The sequence below is a fragment of the Sulfurimonas sp. HSL1-2 genome (genome assembly GCF_039645565.1).
In the GTDB taxonomy this organism is placed as follows: Bacteria; Campylobacterota; Campylobacteria; order Campylobacterales; family Sulfurimonadaceae; genus Thiomicrolovo; species Thiomicrolovo zhangzhouensis.
This window is the reverse complement of sequence record NZ_CP147914.1, coordinates 992085-1011797: the sequence shown is the minus strand read 5'-3', so window position 1 is coordinate 1011797 and position 19713 is coordinate 992085. Positions and strand designations below refer to the sequence as shown.

The 19713-nt window shown below is 58.7% G+C and carries 19 protein-coding genes; 5 read left to right on the top strand and 14 right to left on the bottom strand.

All coding sequences use genetic code 11. From position 1 onward, the window contains the following. Positions 1-3: 3 nt before the first annotated feature. Entirely contained in the window at positions 4-2400 is a 2397-nt protein-coding gene (locus WCX18_RS05175) for a fatty acid cis/trans isomerase (RefSeq protein WP_345990314.1), read from the bottom strand. Positions 2401-2469: 69 nt separating this feature from the next. On the opposite strand from WCX18_RS05175, the gene WCX18_RS05170 reads away from it, so the two are divergent. Both WCX18_RS05170 and WCX18_RS05165 read left to right on the top strand, forming a co-directional pair. Then, positions 2470-3018, top strand: a complete 549-nt coding sequence (locus WCX18_RS05170) for a DUF4136 domain-containing protein (RefSeq protein ID WP_345990312.1) — start codon at positions 2470-2472, stop codon at positions 3016-3018. Positions 3019-3289: 271 nt separating this feature from the next. Continuing rightward, positions 3290-3763 (top strand): CYTH domain-containing protein, encoded by a 474-nt coding sequence (locus WCX18_RS05165; RefSeq protein ID WP_345990310.1) that lies wholly within the window; start codon positions 3290-3292, stop codon positions 3761-3763. Here the strand turns inward: WCX18_RS05165 and WCX18_RS05160 are convergent. Together WCX18_RS05160 and WCX18_RS05155 are read right to left on the bottom strand one after the other, a co-directional pair. After that, positions 3747-4367 (bottom strand): DUF502 domain-containing protein, encoded by a 621-nt coding sequence (locus WCX18_RS05160; RefSeq protein WP_345990308.1) that lies wholly within the window; start codon positions 4365-4367, stop codon positions 3747-3749. The two genes, WCX18_RS05165 and WCX18_RS05160, sit on opposite strands and share 17 nt — an antisense overlap. After that, positions 4364-4933, bottom strand: coding sequence for a YceI family protein (locus tag WCX18_RS05155; protein ID WP_345990306.1), 570 nt, complete (start codon positions 4931-4933; stop codon positions 4364-4366). The genes WCX18_RS05160 and WCX18_RS05155 overlap by 4 nt, the downstream gene beginning before the upstream one ends. 103 nt (positions 4934-5036) lie before the next feature. On the opposite strand from WCX18_RS05155, the gene WCX18_RS05150 reads away from it, so the two are divergent. The 3 genes from WCX18_RS05150 to WCX18_RS05140 are packed head-to-tail and all read left to right on the top strand — an operon-like array spanning position 5037 to position 8782. Next, positions 5037-6998, top strand: coding sequence for a M3 family metallopeptidase (locus tag WCX18_RS05150; RefSeq protein WP_345990304.1), 1962 nt, complete (start codon positions 5037-5039; stop codon positions 6996-6998). Further along, the gene (locus WCX18_RS05145; protein ID WP_345990302.1) at positions 6995-8005 is read left to right on the top strand and encodes an endonuclease/exonuclease/phosphatase family protein; all 1011 of its coding nucleotides are present in this window, start codon (positions 6995-6997) and stop codon (positions 8003-8005) included. The genes WCX18_RS05150 and WCX18_RS05145 overlap by 4 nt, the downstream gene beginning before the upstream one ends. A gap of 33 nt (positions 8006-8038) precedes the next feature. Beyond that, complete coding sequence (locus WCX18_RS05140; RefSeq protein WP_345990300.1) at positions 8039-8782, top strand: CHAD domain-containing protein; 744 nt, start codon at positions 8039-8041, stop codon at positions 8780-8782. Between the two features lies 1 nt (position 8783). On the opposite strand, the gene WCX18_RS05135 is transcribed toward WCX18_RS05140, so the two are convergent. The 11 genes from WCX18_RS05135 to WCX18_RS05085 form a co-directional block, all read right to left on the bottom strand. Then, the gene (locus WCX18_RS05135) at positions 8784-9026 is read right to left on the bottom strand and encodes a hypothetical protein (protein WP_345986539.1); all 243 of its coding nucleotides are present in this window, start codon (positions 9024-9026) and stop codon (positions 8784-8786) included. Positions 9027-9082: 56 nt separating this feature from the next. After that, complete coding sequence (locus tag WCX18_RS05130) at positions 9083-10201, bottom strand: hypothetical protein (protein ID WP_345990298.1); 1119 nt, start codon at positions 10199-10201, stop codon at positions 9083-9085. Then, entirely contained in the window at positions 10182-10949 is a 768-nt protein-coding gene (locus WCX18_RS05125; RefSeq protein WP_345990296.1) for a tetratricopeptide repeat protein, read from the bottom strand. Before WCX18_RS05125 ends, WCX18_RS05130 begins: the two co-directional genes overlap by 20 nt. Further along, positions 10942-11847 (bottom strand): VWA domain-containing protein, encoded by a 906-nt coding sequence (locus WCX18_RS05120; protein ID WP_345990764.1) that lies wholly within the window; start codon positions 11845-11847, stop codon positions 10942-10944. Before WCX18_RS05120 ends, WCX18_RS05125 begins: the two co-directional genes overlap by 8 nt. Then, the gene (locus WCX18_RS05115; protein ID WP_345990294.1) at positions 11847-12740 is read right to left on the bottom strand and encodes a VWA domain-containing protein; all 894 of its coding nucleotides are present in this window, start codon (positions 12738-12740) and stop codon (positions 11847-11849) included. The genes WCX18_RS05120 and WCX18_RS05115 overlap by 1 nt, the downstream gene beginning before the upstream one ends. A 79-nt stretch (positions 12741-12819) precedes the next feature. After that, complete coding sequence (locus WCX18_RS05110) at positions 12820-13131, bottom strand: hypothetical protein (RefSeq protein ID WP_345990293.1); 312 nt, start codon at positions 13129-13131, stop codon at positions 12820-12822. A gap of 85 nt (positions 13132-13216) precedes the next feature. After that, a complete protein-coding gene (locus tag WCX18_RS05105; RefSeq protein WP_345990291.1) occupies positions 13217-13726 on the bottom strand; it encodes a hypothetical protein in 510 nt (169 codons plus the stop codon). Then, positions 13723-14484: a hypothetical protein gene (locus tag WCX18_RS05100; protein ID WP_345990289.1), complete on the bottom strand. Its 762-nt coding sequence runs from the start codon at positions 14482-14484 to the stop codon at positions 13723-13725. Before WCX18_RS05100 ends, WCX18_RS05105 begins: the two co-directional genes overlap by 4 nt. Then, positions 14481-15584 carry a 4Fe-4S binding protein gene (locus tag WCX18_RS05095; RefSeq protein ID WP_345990288.1) on the bottom strand — a complete coding sequence of 368 codons (1104 nt, stop codon included), beginning with the start codon at positions 15582-15584 and terminating at the stop codon, positions 14481-14483. Before WCX18_RS05095 ends, WCX18_RS05100 begins: the two co-directional genes overlap by 4 nt. Further along, the gene (locus WCX18_RS05090) at positions 15584-16201 is read right to left on the bottom strand and encodes a molecular chaperone TorD family protein (protein WP_345990286.1); all 618 of its coding nucleotides are present in this window, start codon (positions 16199-16201) and stop codon (positions 15584-15586) included. The genes WCX18_RS05095 and WCX18_RS05090 overlap by 1 nt, the downstream gene beginning before the upstream one ends. A gap of 77 nt (positions 16202-16278) precedes the next feature. Continuing rightward, positions 16279-19698, bottom strand: coding sequence for a molybdopterin-dependent oxidoreductase (locus tag WCX18_RS05085; protein WP_345990284.1), 3420 nt, complete (start codon positions 19696-19698; stop codon positions 16279-16281). Positions 19699-19713 lie beyond the last annotated feature (15 nt).

Below are 19713 nucleotides of genomic sequence, written 5' to 3'. Positions count from 1 at the left end.
TTTCTACTCTCCGGCCGCCGCAGCACCATGCGGCAAAGAGAGGTAGTAGTAGCGGTTCAGGTCAAACAGCCCCGCGTCGATGGGGTGCATCGCCTCGAAACGTTTCTGGAACCAGTCGTACGCTTCCCAGAAGCGGGGGTTGTCCCGCGTAATCCCGAAATGGAAAAAGCGGCGGCGGTATTCCGGCGTGTCCTCGTAATGCTGCAACATATCGAAGAAAGCCGGCGCCTCGTCAACGTCCAGCTCCAGCAGCATGTTCGGATAGGACCCGACGAAGTCGAAAATAAAGTTTGCCTGGTCTTTGGAGGGATCGAGCTGGCTCTGCTCGTCGAACAGAAAAGCAACGTTATCGTGCCAGCGGTTGATAATGACCGAGAAGACAATATCCTCCTCCCCTTCGGGCATACGGACACGGACATAGGCCAGATTCGACTGCTGCCCGTTGACCGTACGGATAAACGCCGTACCTGGTTTTTCGACGGCGCGGAAGGCCTGGATGTAATCTTCACGGGTCCGATAATGCTCCGGCAGGCCCGGATGGGCTTCGCCCGCCCGGAAATAGTTCAGCGCGTCGAACCCGATCCCGGTCGTTGCGGGCAGTTCGTGATCGACAAGGTGTTCGATGAACTCCCGTTTGGGATCATCAGTCTGGTAGACAATGGCTGAAGGCATGCGCGCCGGGCGGTAGAACAGCTTTTCCTCCACCAGGATATTGAGGTTTTTGTTCCAGGCATCGAAGAGCTTCCCGCGGACATCTACCGGCATAAAGTCGATGTAGTTGCTCTCCCCTTCCACCCGGAGCCGGTCCATATAGCGCCGCACGTTGGTCTGGTGCCCGACGTTGCCGAAGACGTCAAATCCGGCCACCAGTGCATAATAGATGCGTTCGAAAAGCGGGTAGTCGATGACCCAGAGGGTTTTGGGCAGATCCCCGAGCACACCCTTGTGTACCGAGGCACTGTCGAAGTGGCGGTAGACCGTCAGCAACGGTGCATCATCGGCCTCGGTACCCTTCCAGATAGCGTCATACCCCAGCCCGTCCGTATAGATGAGCGAATAAAAATCCGCTCGCGCTTTGTAGTAATCGACGGCCCGCTCGATGTACCGGTCGCTGAAGAAGCGGTAAGCCGGGAAATCGCTGCCCCGTTCGTCCGGCACGGAGAGCTCCTTCTCGTTGAAACGCAGCAGGTTCGGGTACTGAAGGCTCAGATCATATTTGGGGTCGAGGAACATGACCCAGAAGTGATCGTTGATGACGTTCAGCGCCACCTGCCCCTTGCAGACCGGACCGCGGATAAACGTCCGTACGATATATTCGCTGTTGTCCAGCAAGAAGCCGTAGCGTACCGAAGCGGGGATCTGGGCATAGGTCACAAAGGGGTTGGCCGATGCCTTTGCACCGTACCCCATCACATGCGGGGTCTCGAGCCACGGCGTGTCGATGAAGCTCCTTATGACCTTCGTCAACTGATGTTCGTCAAGGGTAAAAACCATATGCGTCTTGTGCACCAGCGTCGAGGTAATCCGGCGGAAACGGTAATAAAACGGCGCTTTGCCCGGATCGTCGTAGGATCTGAGTGTCGGGATGATCTCGACCGGAGCAGGCGCGGCCGTTTTGGAACGGACCAGTTCATAAAAGGTGCCCTCAGGCGTGCCGAACCGGATGTGGGCCAGGTAGAGATGCTCGTAAAGATAACGTGCCGTGAGGGCATGCTTGGCATCGGGCAGGTTCAAAAAACGCTCCCACGCCTCCAGGAGTGCCGTGTCCGGCCGAACCGGACGCTCCGTCGCCGCCTGCTCTTCGCTGCCCGGTCCCCGGGCACCCTGCTGTATCCACTGCGACAGCGTCGTATACTCGGCGGTTGTCAACGGCGGGAACCCGTAAGGCATCCCGCGGTCCGGGTACTCATCCAGGTACTCTTCGAGTTCGTCATGGTCCTTTGGGCAGGTTAGTTCGTCATTCTCCGGCCGGTATTCGCCGGCCATATGGGGCAGCCGGCGCTTGGCCTCGAGCAGACTGATCAGCGTCGAATCATTGAAACGGCCCGATGCGCTGCTGGCCGTGACGGAAAAGAATCCGTAGTCTTCATGCCACTGCTCGGCGGAATCCGCATCGACAAAGAGGCGGGTCGGGTGGACGGCAGTGAGCCGTTCGGAGTCATAGACCGCCGTTTTCGACGCGCCGCGTTCCAGCCCCTCGTAGGCACTCAGTTTCAGCTGGCAGGGAGCGTTGTAGCACGAATGGCAGACCACACAGCGGCGGTCGAGAATGGGACGGACCTCTTTGGTGTAGTCGATGGCGCGCTCGGATACGGCGACGGCGACAGGGGGGAAGGGTTTCGGTGCACAGCCGGCCAACATAAGCAAGAGGATGGTCAAAGCATAAAGTAAAGGTTTCATTGGGTGTAGTGTACCGTAACCCGTTTGCATTGCCCTGCTACAATGCTAAAAAGCACGAAAGGAGTCACCATGCTTACGCGGCTGTTTTCCGTAGGGCTTCTGATACTGCTTGCCGGGTGTTCCGGCATGCAGGTGCAGCGCGACTACGATCCGGAATTTGATTTCAAACCCCTTGAACGTTTCGCCGTCGTCTATCCGCTCAAAGACGGTATCGAAACCCTGACGCAGAGCCGGATCGCCAGTGCGATTACCGCCGATATGACCAAGAAAGGGTATCTCTCCGCCGACAAAGAGCATGCCGATTTCGTCATCGTCTTCCATACCGACGTCACCACCAGAAAACAGGTGACGACCGATTTTCAGATGGTCGGATTCTTCCCCTACTACGGGTACGGGTACGGCGCCGCAATGACCGTGCCGGTGCAGCGTGAATACGATTACGACGAGGCCAAGATCATCATCGATATGCTCAACCCTGTCGGGAACAGGATCTTCTGGCGCGCGGTCGCGACCGACCGGCTGAAACACTTCGATACGCCCCAGGAGCGGACGGCGTACATCAACAAGGTGGTTGCCGAGAGCCTCGACGCCTTTCCCGCGAGGGGACTGGAACCCTGAGCAGGCAGGCTGCAGGGAGTCGTGAAAAAAAACTGATCTTTTTGTTCAATTCATTTGAATGGAAAAAGAGCCACTTTTTTCGCTAGCATACACCCCTTTATTTTCGAAGGAGTGAACAATGATCGAACTGCTTGGCATTTTCTACCCGAGCGTCGCTGTAATCGGCTACGGTATGTATTTTTACCACAACACCGGCGACCGCAAGCACTAAGAACTTTTCTGCCGGGAGGCTCCCGGCCTTTTTCCCCTTTTTTCTGCGCTACAATACCCCATGGCAATCGAAATCGAACGCAAATTTCTTATCGACCCCGCCCGGCTTCCGGAGCTGCCCGCACCGCTGGTCATCAAGCAGGGATACATTCCGTCCGAAGGTGTCACGGTCCGTATCCGTACGACAAACGGCAAAGCCTATCTGACCCTCAAAGGCAAAAGGCATGAGCTCGTGCGCAGCGAATTCGAATACCCCATCCCCTACGAAGACGCCCTCTCCATGCTCGAAGAGCTCTGCGCACCGCCGCTGATCGAAAAAAACCGCTATGAGATCATGTATGAGGGGCATCTATGGGAGGTGGATATCTTCGAAGGGGAGAATGCGGGGCTCTTCCTGGCCGAAATCGAGCTGCAGACTCCCGAGGAGACGTTCGCGCTTCCGCCCTGGGTGACCCGCGAGGTCACCGAGGACAAACGCTACTACAACTCCAACCTGCGCACCCTGCCCTACGCCCGTTTCAAGGACGAGGCGTAGCCCCCGCGGCGTGGATCTTCTCCGTCACCTCGTCGCGCTTGGTGAAATCCGCCCCCATACTGATAATGAAAGAGGAGGCCTCCTCCAGCGTCAGTGACACCGGGACGGTGAGCTCATCCTTGACCAGGACCGTATAGCCGCTGGTCGGGTTCGGCGACGTCGGGACGAAGAGGACGCAGATGCCGTTGTGGCGGTTGAGGACATAGGCCGGGACCCAGACGCCCTCTTTGGGGTATTCGACGAGCACGACCTCTTTCTTGCCCGAATCATCCTTGCCGGTCAGCATATTGGAGATCTTGCGCGACACGGAGTAGATCGTGTTGACCGCGGGGATCTTCTCGAACATCCGGTCGATCGCCGAAAGCAGGACGGAGCGGCCGTAGCGTTCGATGGTCCATCCCAGCAGGATCAGCGCCCCCAGCACCCCGAACATCAGCAGCACTGTCGTGTCGGCCGAATCGGTCAGGGTGTTGAGCCGCAGATAGGCGCTGAGGCCGATGTTCTTGAGAAAATTGACAACAAGAAGGACCACCACCAGCGGAAAAAAGGAGAGCGCTCCCACAAAAAGGAAGCGGATCATCTTCTTGACGGCGGCGGCGATCATTTCGTACAGCTCTCCTCGACCTTCATGACAAAGCCGATGTTGACATCCTGCCAGGTTTTGCCGGCATGCAGATCATAGCAGGCGCGGTTGATGGACGCAAGCGCATCAAGGGCTTTGAAGTCACCGAGGTCGATCACGCCCTTTGCGCTGAAAACACCTTTCTCAAGGGTATAGGCCATCGGGACGTTGAGCCCTTTGCCGTTCATGATCACCTCGACCAGCACGATCTTGGCCGCTTCGTCCACGGCGAGGACCTGCGCTTCAAGCATCTGGCCGTCCATCTGGTTGAAGAAGAACTGCACCAGCTTCGCGTCGCGCCCGGCATTGCCCGACTCGACGTTGTTCGTCTGGATCATCACCTTGGCACCCTTGAGCAGTTCCGTCAGCGACGCCGCTTTGTCCGCCCCTTTGTAGACGACGGAGCGGAATGTCCCGTTGACCCCTGCCTTCATCGGTGTTTTGAACGCCGTCCAGTTGACGCTGACGTCGCCCTCTTGCACATAGCTGCAGTCTGCCATGGCGACGGCGGCGGCAACAAGAACCGATAATGCAATCTTTTTCATCATTACTCTCCTGGTGAACCAAAGTTTTGCGGCTATTATAACTGCCATTGTTTAATCACGTATCAGCATCTTGAGGTAATATTTCAGCAAAGCAACAAGGACCCGTATGAGCAAAGCACCTTTTCTACCCTTTGAAGTCAACCTCGAGACGTTTATCGACGATCTCAAGCGCACCCTGGACGACGGACGTGCCCAGATCCAGGCCCTCCTTGCCATCGAAGCGAAGACCTATGCCAACTTTGTCAAACCCTTCGAGATGCTTGACGAACGGCTCGACCACTTCTTTACGCCGATGTCGCACCTGCACGCCGTCAACAACAGCGACGAGACCCAGGAGGTCTACACCGCGGCCCTCCCCCTGCTCACCGAGTACGGCACCGAAGTCGGGCAGAACCTCGATATCTATACGGCGTTCAAAAGCATCAAGGCCTCCGAGTATGACCTCCTCACCCCCGAACAGCAGCGCGTCATCGATCTCAACATCCAGGGGTTCGAACTGAGCGGCGCCCACCTCGACGAAGCCAGCAAAAAGCGCCTCGCGGAGATCAGCCTCCGCCGCAGCGAGCTTTCGAACCGTTTCTCCCAGAACCTCCTGGACGCGACGAACGCCTTCGAGTACATCATCACCGATCCCGCGGACGTGGAGGGGATGCCCAAAAGCGACATCGAGAGCGCGGCGTTTGAAACCGAAGAGGGAAAAACCGCCTGGAAGTTCACCCTGCAGATGCCCTCGTACATCGCCTACATGACCTACGGCCCCAACCGCGAGATCCGCGAAGCGCTCTACAAGGGCTACACGACCCGCGCCCCCGAGAATGCCGAGATCATCGAAGAGACCCTCGCCCTGCGCAAAGAGGCGGCACGCCTGATCGGCTTCGAGACCTACGCCGAACGCTCCCTCGCCACGAAGATGGCCAAAGACCCCGACACCGTACTGGCCTTCCTCAACGAACTGGCCGACGCCTCCATGGCCCAGGGACAGCGCGAACTGGCCGAACTGCGGGAGTTTGCGGGTGCGCAGGAGCTGCAGAGCTATGACAGCGCCTTCTACGGCGAGCAGCTCAAAAAAGCGCGCTACGACATCGACGAAGAGGAGTACCGCCCCTACTTCGAGCAGAACTCCGTCGTCGAGGGGCTTTTCGAGTTCCTGCACCGCCTCTTCGGCGTCAGCATCCGCCCCGCCGAGGACGTCGCGCTCTGGCACGACACGGCGACGGCCCACGACCTCTACGTCGACGACCAGCTGCGCGCCCGTCTCTACCTCGACCTCGAAGCGCGCCCGAGCAAACGCGGCGGAGCCTGGATGCACAACTGGCAGAGCCACTGCCTCGACGAACACGGGCAGGAGCAGCTGGCAAGCGCCTTTATCGTCTGTAACTTCCCGCCTTCAAGCGCTACGACTCCTTCCCTGCTACGCCACGACGACGTCGTCACCCTCTTCCATGAAACGGGCCACGCCATCCACCACCTGCTCAGTACCGTCAACGAAAACGGGGTCAGCGGGGTCAACGGGGTCGAATGGGACGCCGTGGAGTTCCCGTCGCAGTTCCTGGAGAATTTCGCCTACGAGCCGCAGGTACTGAAGCTCTTCGCCAAACACCATGAGAGCGGCGAAGTCATCAGTGACCTTATGATCGACAAACTGGTCCGCGCCAAGAACTTCCAGTCGGCAATGGGTATGCTCCGCCAGCTCGAATTCGCCATTTTCGACTTCACCCTCCACATGGAGGAGACACCGGACGTCCAGGCGGTCCTCGACGCCGTGCGCGAACGGACCGCCCTGCTGACGCCCCCGTCGTACAACAAGTTCCAAAACGGCTTTTCGCACATCTTCGCCGGCGGGTATGCGGCAGGCTACTACAGCTACAAATGGGCCGAGGTCCTCAGCGCCGACGCCTTCTTCGCCATCGTCGACCAGGGGGTCTTCGATACCGCCCTGGGCCGCAGCTACCTTGACATCGTTCTGGGGCGCGGCGGCTCGGAGAGCATGCGCGTCCTCTTCTACAAGCTGATGGACCGCGAACCCGAAACGCAGAGCCTGCTGCGCCTGAGCGGCATTGAGGCGTGATCAAACTCCTCGCGGCGCTGCTGCTGCCGCTGGTGCTGTTTGCAGGAGAGACCGTGCGCATCGCAACTTATAACATTGAAAACCTCTTCGACCTCGAACGCAGCGGGCATGAATACGCCGAGTACATCCCGAACACCCCCTGGCAGTGGAACGAAAAGAACTACCGCAAAAAACTGAGAAACATCGCCCGCGTCATCGCCGAAATGAAACCCGACGTCATCGGATTGCAGGAGGTTGAATCAGACCGGGCCCTGCGCGATTTGCAGGTGGAGATCAAACGTGCGGGGCTCTACCTCCCCCACCGCGCCATTGCCGACGCCAAACCGAGTGTCGTCAAAACGGCCCTGCTCTCGCGCTTTCCCGTCAAGGTCAAACGTGAAATCGCCGTCGCCAACGGCAACCGTATCCGCAACATTCTCGAAGTCCGCCTCGATACCGGCGGCGAACCGCTCTACATCTTCGTCAATCACTGGAAAAGCAAGTCGGGACCGGAGAGTTTGCGCATGCTCTCGGCCAAAGCACTTAAAAGCCGTCTGGATGCGCTGGGGAGCGTATCGTATGTCCTGCTGGGTGATTTCAATTCGGACTACGACGAAAAGCACCTTTTCCTGCGCAAACGCAAGCACAACGACACCGACGGCATCACGGGGATCAACGACGTGCTGTTAACAATGCGCGGTGAAAAAGGCGTCACCCTCGACGATCTGCGCAGCTGCCCGGCGTGTGCCTACGACCTCTGGTACGATCTTCCCGGCCTGCAGCGCTGGAGCCACAGTTTCTACGGGCAGCAAGAGGCGCTCGACCACATCATCATCTCCCCCGCACTGGCGGACGGGAAAGGGAACGAATACGTTAAGGGAAGTTTTGCACGCTTCCGTCCCGACTACCTCCTGAGCAAGAAGGGGGCTCCCTACCGCTGGCAGCGCAGCCGTACCTACCCCAAGCACCATACCGGGAAGGGCTACTCCGACCACCTTCCGATCTACGCCGATTTCATCTTGAAGTGAGGATGTAACAAAGCTGCACTATAATGGTCCATCATGGAAAGCGCGCTTTTGAAATCCTACCTGGTACAACAGCTCGAAACGGCCAAGCAGCAGCTCCCGCTTATCGGGCCGGACGCCGATATCGAAGCCCTGCACCGTTTCCGTGTCGCCCTCCGGCGGTTCCGTTCCGTCCTGGCGGCATACAGCCGGCATCTCTACGCCCCCGACACCATCGCCAAGTCGATGCTCAAAGTCACCAACCCGCTGCGCGAAACCGATGTCTTTCTCGACGCTCTCTCCCCCGAAAGCTACCCGCAACTGCATGGGGCACTGACACGCTACCGGACCAAACAGTACAAAAAAAGGTGGCCGCCCGAGACGGCGGCGCGGTTCGGCCAGACGATCGACCTGCTGATCGCCGATGTCGAAGCCCTGAAACTCGACCAGCGTAAAAAGCGGCTTGTCGTCCGGGGCGAAGCCCTGTATGAAAAGGCCAAACGTGCACGCCAGGCCCTCGGGAAAGAGTCTAATGAAAAAGAGATCCATGAGATCCGGCTGCGGTACAAACAGGCACGTTACGTCCTGGAGTTCCTCCATGAAGCCGGGCTGATCGAGGCCAAACGCAAGATCAGGAATGCCAAAAAGCACCTGGAACATTTCGGTGCCATCCAGGATGCGGCCAACCAGCTCGACTGGCTCCACCACTTCTGCGAAAAGCACCCTTCGGACGAATGCCATACGCTTTACGAGACACGCAGGCAGGCACTCCGTGATCTGAAAAAGGCTTTTGAGCTCTAGCTCAGCAGGGCTCCCAGCCGCTGATGTCGTCGGGAATGCCGAGGTCGAAGGTATCGAGGGGATAGGCCATCTCGGGGTGGATGATGTAGAAACCGCTCTCGTGGACAAACCCCTCGATCGCGTCGATCATATCGCTGTAGTCGCCCATGCTTTCGTCGTTGAAAAGGACATGGTAACGTCCGCCGCCGTCGCGGGCAACATGGAACACGCCCGCCGCAGTTTTGAAACGGAGTATCTTTGTCAAATGCACTCTCTGTTTTTCCACACTATTGCAACCGACGTTCTATTAAAAGCACGGCCTCAGAGCTGCCGCTTGTACGCGGAGAGGTCGACCTTCTCCCCCGCCTTCAGCTTCGCCTCGATCGTATCGATCATCTCCCGGTACCCCTCGGCATCCACCATGGCCAGGTAGGCGGCGAAGCGTTTCGGATCACTGCAGCGTCTGAGCTTCTCCGGGAGTGAGGCGGCTTCCGTCTCCACCCGCACGGGCAGCAGGAAGCGCCCGATAACGACACCCGCCAGCAGCGCCAGCAGCAGGTGCAGCCACGACGCGTTCCACTGCATTGACGCTTCGCCGGACGGCGCAGCCTCCGCTTCGTCCGCATCGGCGGCAGCGGCGGAACGGACGGCTACGGTATGGGGCTCGGTGGTCAGTGTCACCGTCCGTTGCTGCTCCGTGTCGTAATAGGAGAGCTCCAGGGCCGGTACTGTGAAATTGCGGTCCGAAACGATGGCGAACTGCTGACCGATACTCCCCTCGTAGCCGTTGTCGCCGAGACGGAGCGTTTTTTCGTCCCCGTCGGTAAACTGCCGGGCACCCGGGATATTCAGCGCAAATGGTGCCATCGTGTCGAGGTTTCCGTAGCCGTCCAGTCTTACGGCCACCTGTACCGGCGTAAAGGCATCGACCGTTTCGCGGTCAACTACGAGCGAAAGGGTCAAATGCCCGGCATAAGGCGTCTGCTGCGGTGCCACCGCCACGTCGATCACGGGCAGCGAGACGGTACGGGCCGTGTAGTCGAGCTTTTCGACGTTGTCCCGCCCCATCACCGCGTTTTCGATGGAAGCCTTTGTCGTATGCTCCATCGTAGCATGAAACGCCAGGGAGAGTGTTCCGGCTGTTTTCGGGAAAACGGTGAAACGGTAACGGTTTACCCGATGCCCATCGACGATCTGCTCATCGCTGTTCTGCGGTTCGATGCGGTACGCCTCCGTCTCCTTCACCGGATCGAAAGCGATGATGTAGGCATAGGCTTCCGAATCAAAGCGGCAGGTATACTCGACGGCAAAGGCTTCGTGTTGCGCTACACGCGTTTTCGTCGCCGCGGCGCTCCAGGTGTAGGTTGTCTCCACGGCCCAGGAGAGCAGCGGAAGCAGTATGCCCATCCAGAGCACTCCTCTACCAGGGATTCGTTTCATGTACGCTCCTTTGATTGATCAGTTCATACTGTTTTGAGCTCAGGCGGCTGTTGCCTTTGTTCGAAAACTCCAGCTGCTCCTCGCGCTCCACCTTTTTCCCCTGACTTCCGGCACCGGAGCGGCGTTCGGCACTGCTTTGCTGGTTGCTGCCACCGCCCTCTTTCTTGGGAGCGCCTTCGCTGCGTTCGGTCTCCTGGTCCTGGGCGCGCTTCTTGCCCTCCTGCCGTCCGGTGAGCATATGGTCCTGCTCCTCCGCCGCGAGAATGTGCATCATGTTCGCGAGCGCTTCCTCATCGTAGTGCAGCGCCAGGGAACGGGCAAAGGCCTCGCGCGCTTTCGCGAACTCCTTGAGACGGACAAGGGCATTGCCCCGGTTGAACCATACCGACGCGCCGAAGCTGCCTTCGTGCTGCTTCAGCGCGCTGTAGTACTGCAGTGCGCGTTCATACTCGCCTGTGCGGTACCAGGCATTGCCCGCATCATACAGTGCCGCCGCACCCTCCATCTGTGCATAGAGCGCGGCACTGCGGTTGTAGTCGGCCGCATGATAGGCCTCTGCCGCCCGGTACGGCAGCGTCGCGTTCCACAGTAGCAGCAGCAGTACCGACAACAGCGCCGCAAAGAAACCAAGCAGGAGCGGGAGCAGCGCCCGGTGCCCTTTGCTGGCGGAGATCACGCGCCATCCCTGCGCCAGGAGGGATGCAGTGACGGCGGGGGTGGAAGTGATATGACTAAGACGGTTACGCACGACGCCCTCCGATACGGGAGATGAGATCCGTCATGCCCAGCATGGCGAACAGCAGTGCCAGCGCAAGCGGAGCGAAAAAATACTCCCGGTAGAGGATAATCTTCCGTTTCTCGCGGATATCCTCCATCCCCTGGGCCTGAATGGCCGCCTCAAGCGCCCCGGCATCCGCCCCGTCGATCACAACGCCGCCGGTCGCGTCGGCGATCGCCTCGATCGCACTGTTGCGCGCCGTCACGACGATACCGCCCTCCTCGTTGCGCAGCAGTTTTCCGTCTTCGGCTTTGAGCGTTCCCCCCGACGACGTCGCCAGCATGACGACGTTGACGATCAGCCCCGCTGCGCGCGCCTTCGCCGCCTCCTGGGAGTATCCCAGACTATCGCCGCCATCCGTCAGAAGCACGACGATGGGATGCTCGGAACGCGACAGTTTGCGTGCCAGTTTCAACGCACCGCCTATTTCCGTCCCCCGGGTCATGACCATCGACGTGTCCAGACCCGAAAAGAGATGCAGCAGCAGTTCGTCGTCGCGGGTCAGCGGCGACAGGATCACCGGGTTCGTCGTAAACGCCAGGACGCCGAAGCGGTTCGTATCGTCGGCTGCCACCACCGACGAGAGCAGCTGCTTCGCCGCCTCCAGGCGGCTCGGGGCGATATCGGTCGCCTGCATGGAACGGGAGATGTCGATGGCAAAGATGACGTCGCTGCCGCGCTGCTCGATCGACACCGGCTCCTGCATCGCCACCGGGCGGGCCAGTGCGAGAATGCCGAAGACGATCGCCGACACCAGGAAGATGCTCCGCACGCTCCAGACGAGACCACCGCCGCGCTGACGGCGGTAGACGAGGTAGAGTCCGAAGAAGAGCAGCAGCCAGAGCCACAGCGGGGCCATAAACGTCATCACAGTGCCTCCCTGCGCCAGAGGTAGAAGATCAGCAATACGCCCGCGGCCAACGGCCAGGTGTAATAGTACTCTTTCCGCAGGATCCGTTCCGACTTGATTCTGGAGCGCTCCAGGGCATCGATCGCTTCATAGACCGCAGCCAGGGATTCCGGGTCATAGGCGGCGAAGAAGGCGCCGCCGCTCTCGTCGGCGATCCGGCGTAGCATCGCTTCGTCGAACTCCCCCTTCTGTCCCATCCCGACCGTATAGATGCGGATACCGTGTTTGACGGCCAGCTCCGTCGCCGCTTTGGGCGACACCCGCCCGCTGTTGTGTTCCCCGTCGGTCAGCAGGACAAGTACCTTGGAGGTCGCCTTGGAATCTTCAAGCGCCCTGACGCCCATGGCAATCCCCTCGCCGATGGCCGTGTTCTGCCCCGCCATGCCGTAGACAAGGTAATCCATCATCTCCGCGACAACGGTTTTTTCATAGGTTACCGGCGAGGCGATAAAGGCGAAATCGCCGAAGAGGACGACCCCGGCGTTATCGCCGATTCGGTCAACGATAAAGTGCTTGGCGATCTTTCTGGCAATATCGAAACGGCTCTCCCGGCTTTTGGGGTCAAAACCCGATGCCCCCATCGACCCGCTGGCATCGAGCGCCAGCACGACGTCGACCCCCTGGCGGTTCAGCGGGTCATCCTGATCGATCGTGACGGGAGAGGCGATTGCTATGACGAGCAGCAGCACCGCCAGGTAGCGCAGCAGCCAAAGCCATTTGAACCATCCCCGCCGTACGGCAAAGAGTTCGAGATGGACGAAATAGCGCGGGCTCAGGCGTTCGCGGCAGCGGTAAAGGCAGTACCACAGCGGGGGCAGCAGCAAAAACAGCCAGGGAAATTCAAAACTCATGGGTTACTCGGACAAGAAAAGGGGTTCGGCGCCGTCCGACACGCCGGGAGCGGCACGGCAAAGCGGAGGCCGCGCATCGTTACCGCTGGAGAATATCGACGATTTCCAGGGTTTTTTCAGCGACCCGTGCCACCTTGCCATCGATACGGACGGTCAGCAGACCGTCACGGTCACGCGGAGCGATAATCACGGCTTCCTGTTCAAACACGGTACGGTCGATCCGTTGCCCTCTCTGGAGCTTTTTCTGCCAGCCCGGAGGCAGCGGCTTGCCGCTGCGCGCTTTTTTCTGCAGCCCCGGGGGCAGATCGCCGTGTTTGTCGTTTTTCGCCTGGACCGGGAAGACACAGAGTGCTCCGATACATGCAAGGGCAAGAAGACCTTTACTGATCATAAATACTCCTTTCGGTGCAAGGCACCGTTTATGCGCATATACTATACCATAACCTTATAGTAACTCATACTGCGGACGCGTAGCGTCACACCATCATCGGTTCGTCGGTCGGTTCGATCTCCTCGAAGTCCGCGACGATCTGGTCAAACATCTTTTTCGTTTTCTCCGCTTTGGCAATGTGCTCGTTGAAGATCGGCGCCGTCGCCGGGAAGGTCTCTGAGAGCTCACGGTAGATAAGGATACGCCCGTTGATGTGGTTGTTGATCTCGTCAAAGGCGCCGCGCAGCCACGCCTTGGAGTTCGTATGGCGGAACAGCGCCTTGATCATCTTCTTGCGCTCTTTGATCGGCAGCGATTCGTCCAGGGCCTGGGAGATGCGTTTGATATCGATACGCGAGAGATAGACGCCGCTGAGTGCCGGTGCCAACAGCTTGTTTTCCAGTTCATCGACAAAAGCCGGGACGGGCTCGTCATCGACGACATCACCGGCATCGCGCTCGTTTTCGACGGGGTTGCCGCTTTCATCGGTCGAACATTTTTCGCGGACGAACTTGTCGAACTCCGCTTTGAGATCGTCGAGATCATGTGGGTTCATCTGGTTTCCTTTGTCAAATAATTATAAACGGTCTCGGTCATAATGTCCAGCAGACTCTCATAGCCGCTGTAAGAGCGGTCCAGTTCGACGCAGCGCCGGCGCAGTGCCGACGGCTGCCGGGGCTGTTTGAGGTCGACATTGAGCGCCGGGAGTGCGGTGACCATCGAGAGATCCTGTATCCCGGAAAGGTCGATCAGCATGTCATAGCCGGAAAGATCGACGCGCATCCCCTCCGCGAGGCGGTTGATGTCGAGTTCGGCACCGAGGCGTTCCTGCAGTGCCATCAGATCCTCGATCCACGGATCGAACATCGCGACGCTCATGTTTTCCAAGATCAGCGCCAATGCCCCCGCCAAAGGGGTGGCACCGATCAGGGCGATACGCTTCACACCGCTTTTTTCCGCCATCTCTTTCAGGGCAAACGGCAGGAGAAGCTCGCCGTGCATCTGCCCGTTTTCAGCGACGACGGTATCGCAAATCCCCGTACGTTCACACAACGGTGAAGCGGTATCGGCGATTTCAAGCACCTGGTCCTGGTACTCCGTTGCGATGACCGCCCCGTTGACGTGCGACTGCTTCATGTTCGAGAGCGTAAAATAGAAGTCGTCGGGACGGATGTTCATCGGGATCATCATCGCATCGTCCCCGCTCGCCTTGAACCGTTTGTTCAGGGTGACCGCAAAACGGTTCTGCTGCGCCTCTTCCGCAATAAAACCATACAGCTTCGTTACCTGTGTTATCTGATTCGCTTCGTTCACTCATCATCTCCTATGCCCCAGAGGGTGCGCGCTTCCTCCTCCTCGATCCGGCAGCGGTGGCAAACCCGCTCCCCGGCGAGGGAGGTAAAGGGGTTCCCGCACTCGTCGCAGTTGCGCACGGAGAAGGTCACGAGGCGCTGCTGCGTCGGTTCGAAAAGCTCTTTCATATTGAACGACGGCGACAGCGTCAGGGCGTCCGGTTCGCAGACGTCATGGCAGAGGTGGCAGCGCACGCACATCATCGCGTCGAAATCGATCTTGGCACCCTTGATGTCGCTGGTGAGCGCCCCCGTCGGGCAGACACGGTAGCACATCTGGCACGCTGTACATTTGTCTCCGTCCATCAGCTTCTGGGAGGCCAGCGTCAGTTCGGAAGCATCGACGACGTGGTACTCAGAGGGCTTTTCAGCCCGTTTCATTGCGGTAAAGAGCAGTTTGCGCTTGTCCGGCAGCGTCTTGGTTCGCAGCTGGGCGATCGCCGCCGAATCGAGCTGGTGGCGGATCAGCTCATCCGTCGCCGTCTCCACCTCGCGCTCGAATTTTGCTTTGCCCTCGGCCAGTGTCTTGAGATTGAACGCCCGCAGGAAGCCGCGGCGGTCGCCCTCCTCCCCGGGTGTTTCTGCTGCATAGGCGACATCCTCGAAAACGATCTCCGCGCTGCTCATCATCGCCTCGAGCAGGTAGGAGGCTTCTTCGGCACGCACCTCGAACTGGGGGCGGCAGGTTGAGGCGATCTCACACCCCTCACAGTGGCCCGTATCGAGACGGATGCCCCCCTTGAGCGAGGCGAGCGAGAAGAGGTGATCCACGCTCAGCGCCGCGATACAGGGAACGTTTTTGCGGCAGGAGACGAGGTTGTCCGTGTCGCCCGCGAAGGCGAAGAAGAACTCCGTCGCGCTGAAATCGTCGACGCGGATCGCTTCGGTCGGGCAGGCGCCCGCGCAGCCGCCGCAGCCGACGCAGGCCGCCTGGTTGACGGCCGGGACGTTCTCCGTCGCCACGAGCGCTTCGGTCGGGCACGCCGTGATACAGCTGTTACAGGTGCTGAAGGTGCTCAGCTGCCGTACGCAGCGGCCCGGATTGAGGGTAATACCGGCCATCAGGCTCCCGCTGTCTCGCTGAGGTACTGGTAGTCGCTGAGGAGAAACTCCAGCGTCATGTCCGCCGCGTCATAATAGAGCGGTGTGCGGGACTCGTGCTTCATATTGAGCAGGTACATCGGCGCCCAGCGCACAAGGTGCTTCTCGAGGAAGGTGCGTTCCACCTCCATCAGTTCGTCCACCGCTTCGCCGTCGTTGTCGTTCATCGCCTTGATCTGTGCTTCGCAGAGATGGTGCATGAACTCCAGTTCGACCCCGATATGATCGGCCGAAACGACCCGCGCCGCTTCGAAATCGACCATAAAATCGTAGGCGGAATAGATGTCGGTCACCGGGTTGGCGCCCCCCGTCTCGATCATCTGGTCCTCGCGGGTATAGAAGGTCTCGTAGGGGATCAGGTGAAGCAGCGAGACGTTGGTGAAATCGGGGTTCAGATGCTTCTCGATCAGTTCACTGCTTTGAAGAGTCATGCGTGCTTCCCAGATCTTGTAGTTCGGCATCATCTCCAAAATGGCGTCATCGTTGTTGATAATGTCAATAAGTTCCGTATCGGCTTCCTGCATCAACACTCTTGAAAGAAGTGCGTAGATATTGCTGCGTGCTTGTGTCTGTTCCATTAATTACCTAACTGTAGAAAATGTGGTGAGATTGTAACCGCGCAGGCTGAAGGCCTGCTTGGTGGGGAGAATTAAACTCAAACGTCTTTGATATCGACGCGGTACGCTTTTTCGTTGAGCGGCACCCACGGACGCTTGATGTGCGGCGGGCGGCGGAACTCGGAATTGGCGTCCAGACCGCGCGTGAGTTCGTCACGCCATGCCTGGTAGGTTTTAAAGTTGTTCTCGTAGTTGACAACGATATCACCGATTTTGTCACCCGGCTGTGCAGGCTCCAGGATAACTTTCTGGTGCCAGCAGTGCATACCGGAGATCGGGTCCGGGTGCGTCGGAGCGACGGCATTCTGCCAGGAACCGGAAAGACCGTCCCACCAGATGTTGTCGCTGTCTTTGTTGTACGCCGCGAAACGCTTGGTGTGGAACGGATGGATACCCTCGACATATTTGAGTTTACCCGTTTTACCGTCCATCTGCATCTCTGCCGTCGGGACACCGAAGCTGTTCATGCCGGCCGTGCCGTCATAATCAGCGACTTTGATCGCACCGGCAGCCGTACCCGCACCTTCCGGTGAGGCCTGCAGGAATGCCGGATCGTTCAGGTCGCCGGAACCGACGGTGATGTCTTCGACTTTACCGTCGGAAACACCGTTCGGGATCGTGACGGAGTTTTTCAGCTTCCAGCGGCCGCCGTGGTGTGAACAGGCGAGAACGCCCGGCATCTGACCTTCGGTCGGCACCGCCATCGCAACGAAGTAACCGCTCTCCAGACCGGAGACGGTATCCGTAATACGGACACGGATCGCGTCACCGCGCTTGAAGCCCATGCGCTTCGCATCCTGCGTGTTGATCCAGATCGGGTCGTGGTTCTGGGAGATCTCCATCAGGTGTTTGGAGTTCGCAGAACGCGTGTGAATGTTGTACGGCAGACGGAAGACCGTGTTGAGCGCAAACTCGTTGTCCGCTTTCATGTACATGTGGTTGACATGGGACACGATATGCGGCATCGCTGCTTTCTCTTCGTCGTTACGCGGGTAGAACGGTACCGCGTACTCCGGCCATTTCCACTCGTCTGCAAGCCACTCGGAGAAGAAGTCCAGCTTCTTGTCGAGCGTTTCGAAACCGTCCATGCGCTTGCCGTCGATCTCGATACCGATCGGCTGTTTGCCGTCTTTGTACTTCCAGGCGTCGCCGTGGGCTTCCGCGTAAAGGACACCGGTTTCTTCGTCTTTCTCGACATGGTGCTTGTTGAACTTGTGACCGTGAGCGATCAGGTTGTCACCCTCTTCTTTGATCTCGCGCTCCTGAGCGTGGTAGATGTTGCTCTCTTCGAGCCATGCACCGTGGTCACGCATGAAGTTATAGACCGGGAACTCGCTGTTTTTGTAGCGTGCATCGGTTGTGGCCGTCTTGTACAGGTTCGGCAGGTTGTCGCCGAACGCCGCGTCGTACCACTCGGCGATCGTAACCGCCTGGCCCGGGTTGCGCTTGGATTCCCACATCTTCTTGATGCCGAGGCTTCCGTCAGGGTCAACGTATTTGAAGCCCATTTCGAACCAGAATTCGTTCTCTTCCCAGACTTCGCCCAGACCCGCTTTGATGTGCGCTTCGAGGGTTGCACGGTTCGGGTTCTTCGGCTTCCAGCCCGCTTTTTCAAGCGCAACGCGCATGACCGGCTGGCGGAAAGAGGTCCAGCGTGCCGGCATTGTCGCTTCGGAGTGCTGGTCGTGGCGTTCGCCCGCCAGACCGACCGGCAGGACGTAGTCGACGTGCCAGTTCGTTTCGGACCATGTCGGTGACAGGTTGAACGTCAGTTCCATCTTGCTTTCGTCCTTGAGGACTTCCAGCCAGCGGAAACCGTCCGGGTTGATCCAGACCGGGTTGTACATACGCGGGATCCAGACCGCCAGTTTCTGCGGAACGTTCAGGCCGCGTTTCTTCCATTTTTCCTGCCACTCGACGTCGCTGAGGAGGTGCGGCAGAAGGTAGGACATCTCGTACGTAGAGAGCGGCCACTCCGGCGGCCACGTCAGTTCGTTCCAGACGTCGACTTTCGGGACGTTTGAACCGCTGCGGCCCTGGCCGACAGTCGCGGAACCGCCTTTACCGGCAACGGAAATAACGTGCCAGTGGTGGAAGAACGTACCGCCGACGGTACCGATCGCACCGCGCAGTGCGATGGCGAGGTAACCTGTACGACCGGACATCCAGCCGCCGCGGTTACCGGAAGCAGCCGCACGCCAGAAGTAGGAGCTGATCGCATCGCCTGCCCAGATGAACATCTCGTAGAGTTTCTCGAGTTTGTATGCCGGAACATGCGTCTCTTTGACGGCATATTCAAGGGTATACGGCGCATACATCTCTTTCATGACTTCCAGGAAGCTTTCGAAGCTCTTGTCAGCAGGCACCTTGGAAATATAGCCCTTGTCGACCATGAACTGCAGGTAGTTGCGGTTCTTCATCAGGGTTTCCCAGTTGAACCACTTCTTGACAAATTTCTTGTCAACCTGGCCTTCCTGGAGAATACGGTTGGCAAGGTAGAGGTAGACAACCGGCTCTGTACCAGGCCATGCCGCGATCCAGAGGTCCGCCATACCGGCAGAGTTTGACATACGCGGGTCCATAACGACCAGGCGTGCGCCTTTTTTACGTGCGTCAGCGATGAAACCGGCGGACTGCTGGAAGTAGTGACCGGCATCCGCTGCGTGCGAGGAGTTCAGGAAAACGAGCTTTGCGTTCGCCCAGTCCGGACTCGTACGGTCATCGTTCGCCCACTGGATCGTCGGTGTACGACCGCCGGAAGAACAGATGTTGGTGTGGGAGTTGAACGCGTCCTGCTTGAACGTCGTCCAGACCTGACCCGTGAAGCCGTTCTCGTTCGGGCGGCCGACGTGGAACATCAGGGACTTGCGGGAGAGCTCGTCGCCTGTTTTGAGCGTATCGTTCATCTTTTTACCGATGGTGCTCATCGCCTCGTCCCAGGTCGTACGGATCCATTTACCTTCACCGCGCTTGGAACCCGGTGCACGCTTGATCGGGAACGCCAGGCGGTCCGGATCGTACATCTGTGACTGTGTCGCGTAACCTTTGGCACAGTTACGGCCGCGGGAGCCCGGGTGCAGCGGGTTACCCATGTATTTTTTGACCGTGAAGGACTTCTTGTCGATCCACGCCGTCAGACCACAGGAGGCCTCACAGTTGGAACATGCCGTCGGGACGATCGCGAAATCATTGACATAGATACCGTCCGGGTTCTCTGGGCTCTGGACGCCTTTGCGGGCGATACCGCCGCGCTTCCAGTCGTCGCCGTCGAGCTCTTTGAAATCATCCCACTGCTCGAGCGGCGGGTAGAAGGAGAGCGAGTCCGGAGTGTTCGTAAATTTGCTTTCTTCAACGGAATCCGCGATAGCGTCCGTTGTGAAAACCCCTTTGGCTACAGCGGCGCCGGCAACCGTAAATGCCGCGCCTTTGAGAAATGTTCTTCTGCTTTCTTTATACATTCTTCGATTCCTTCG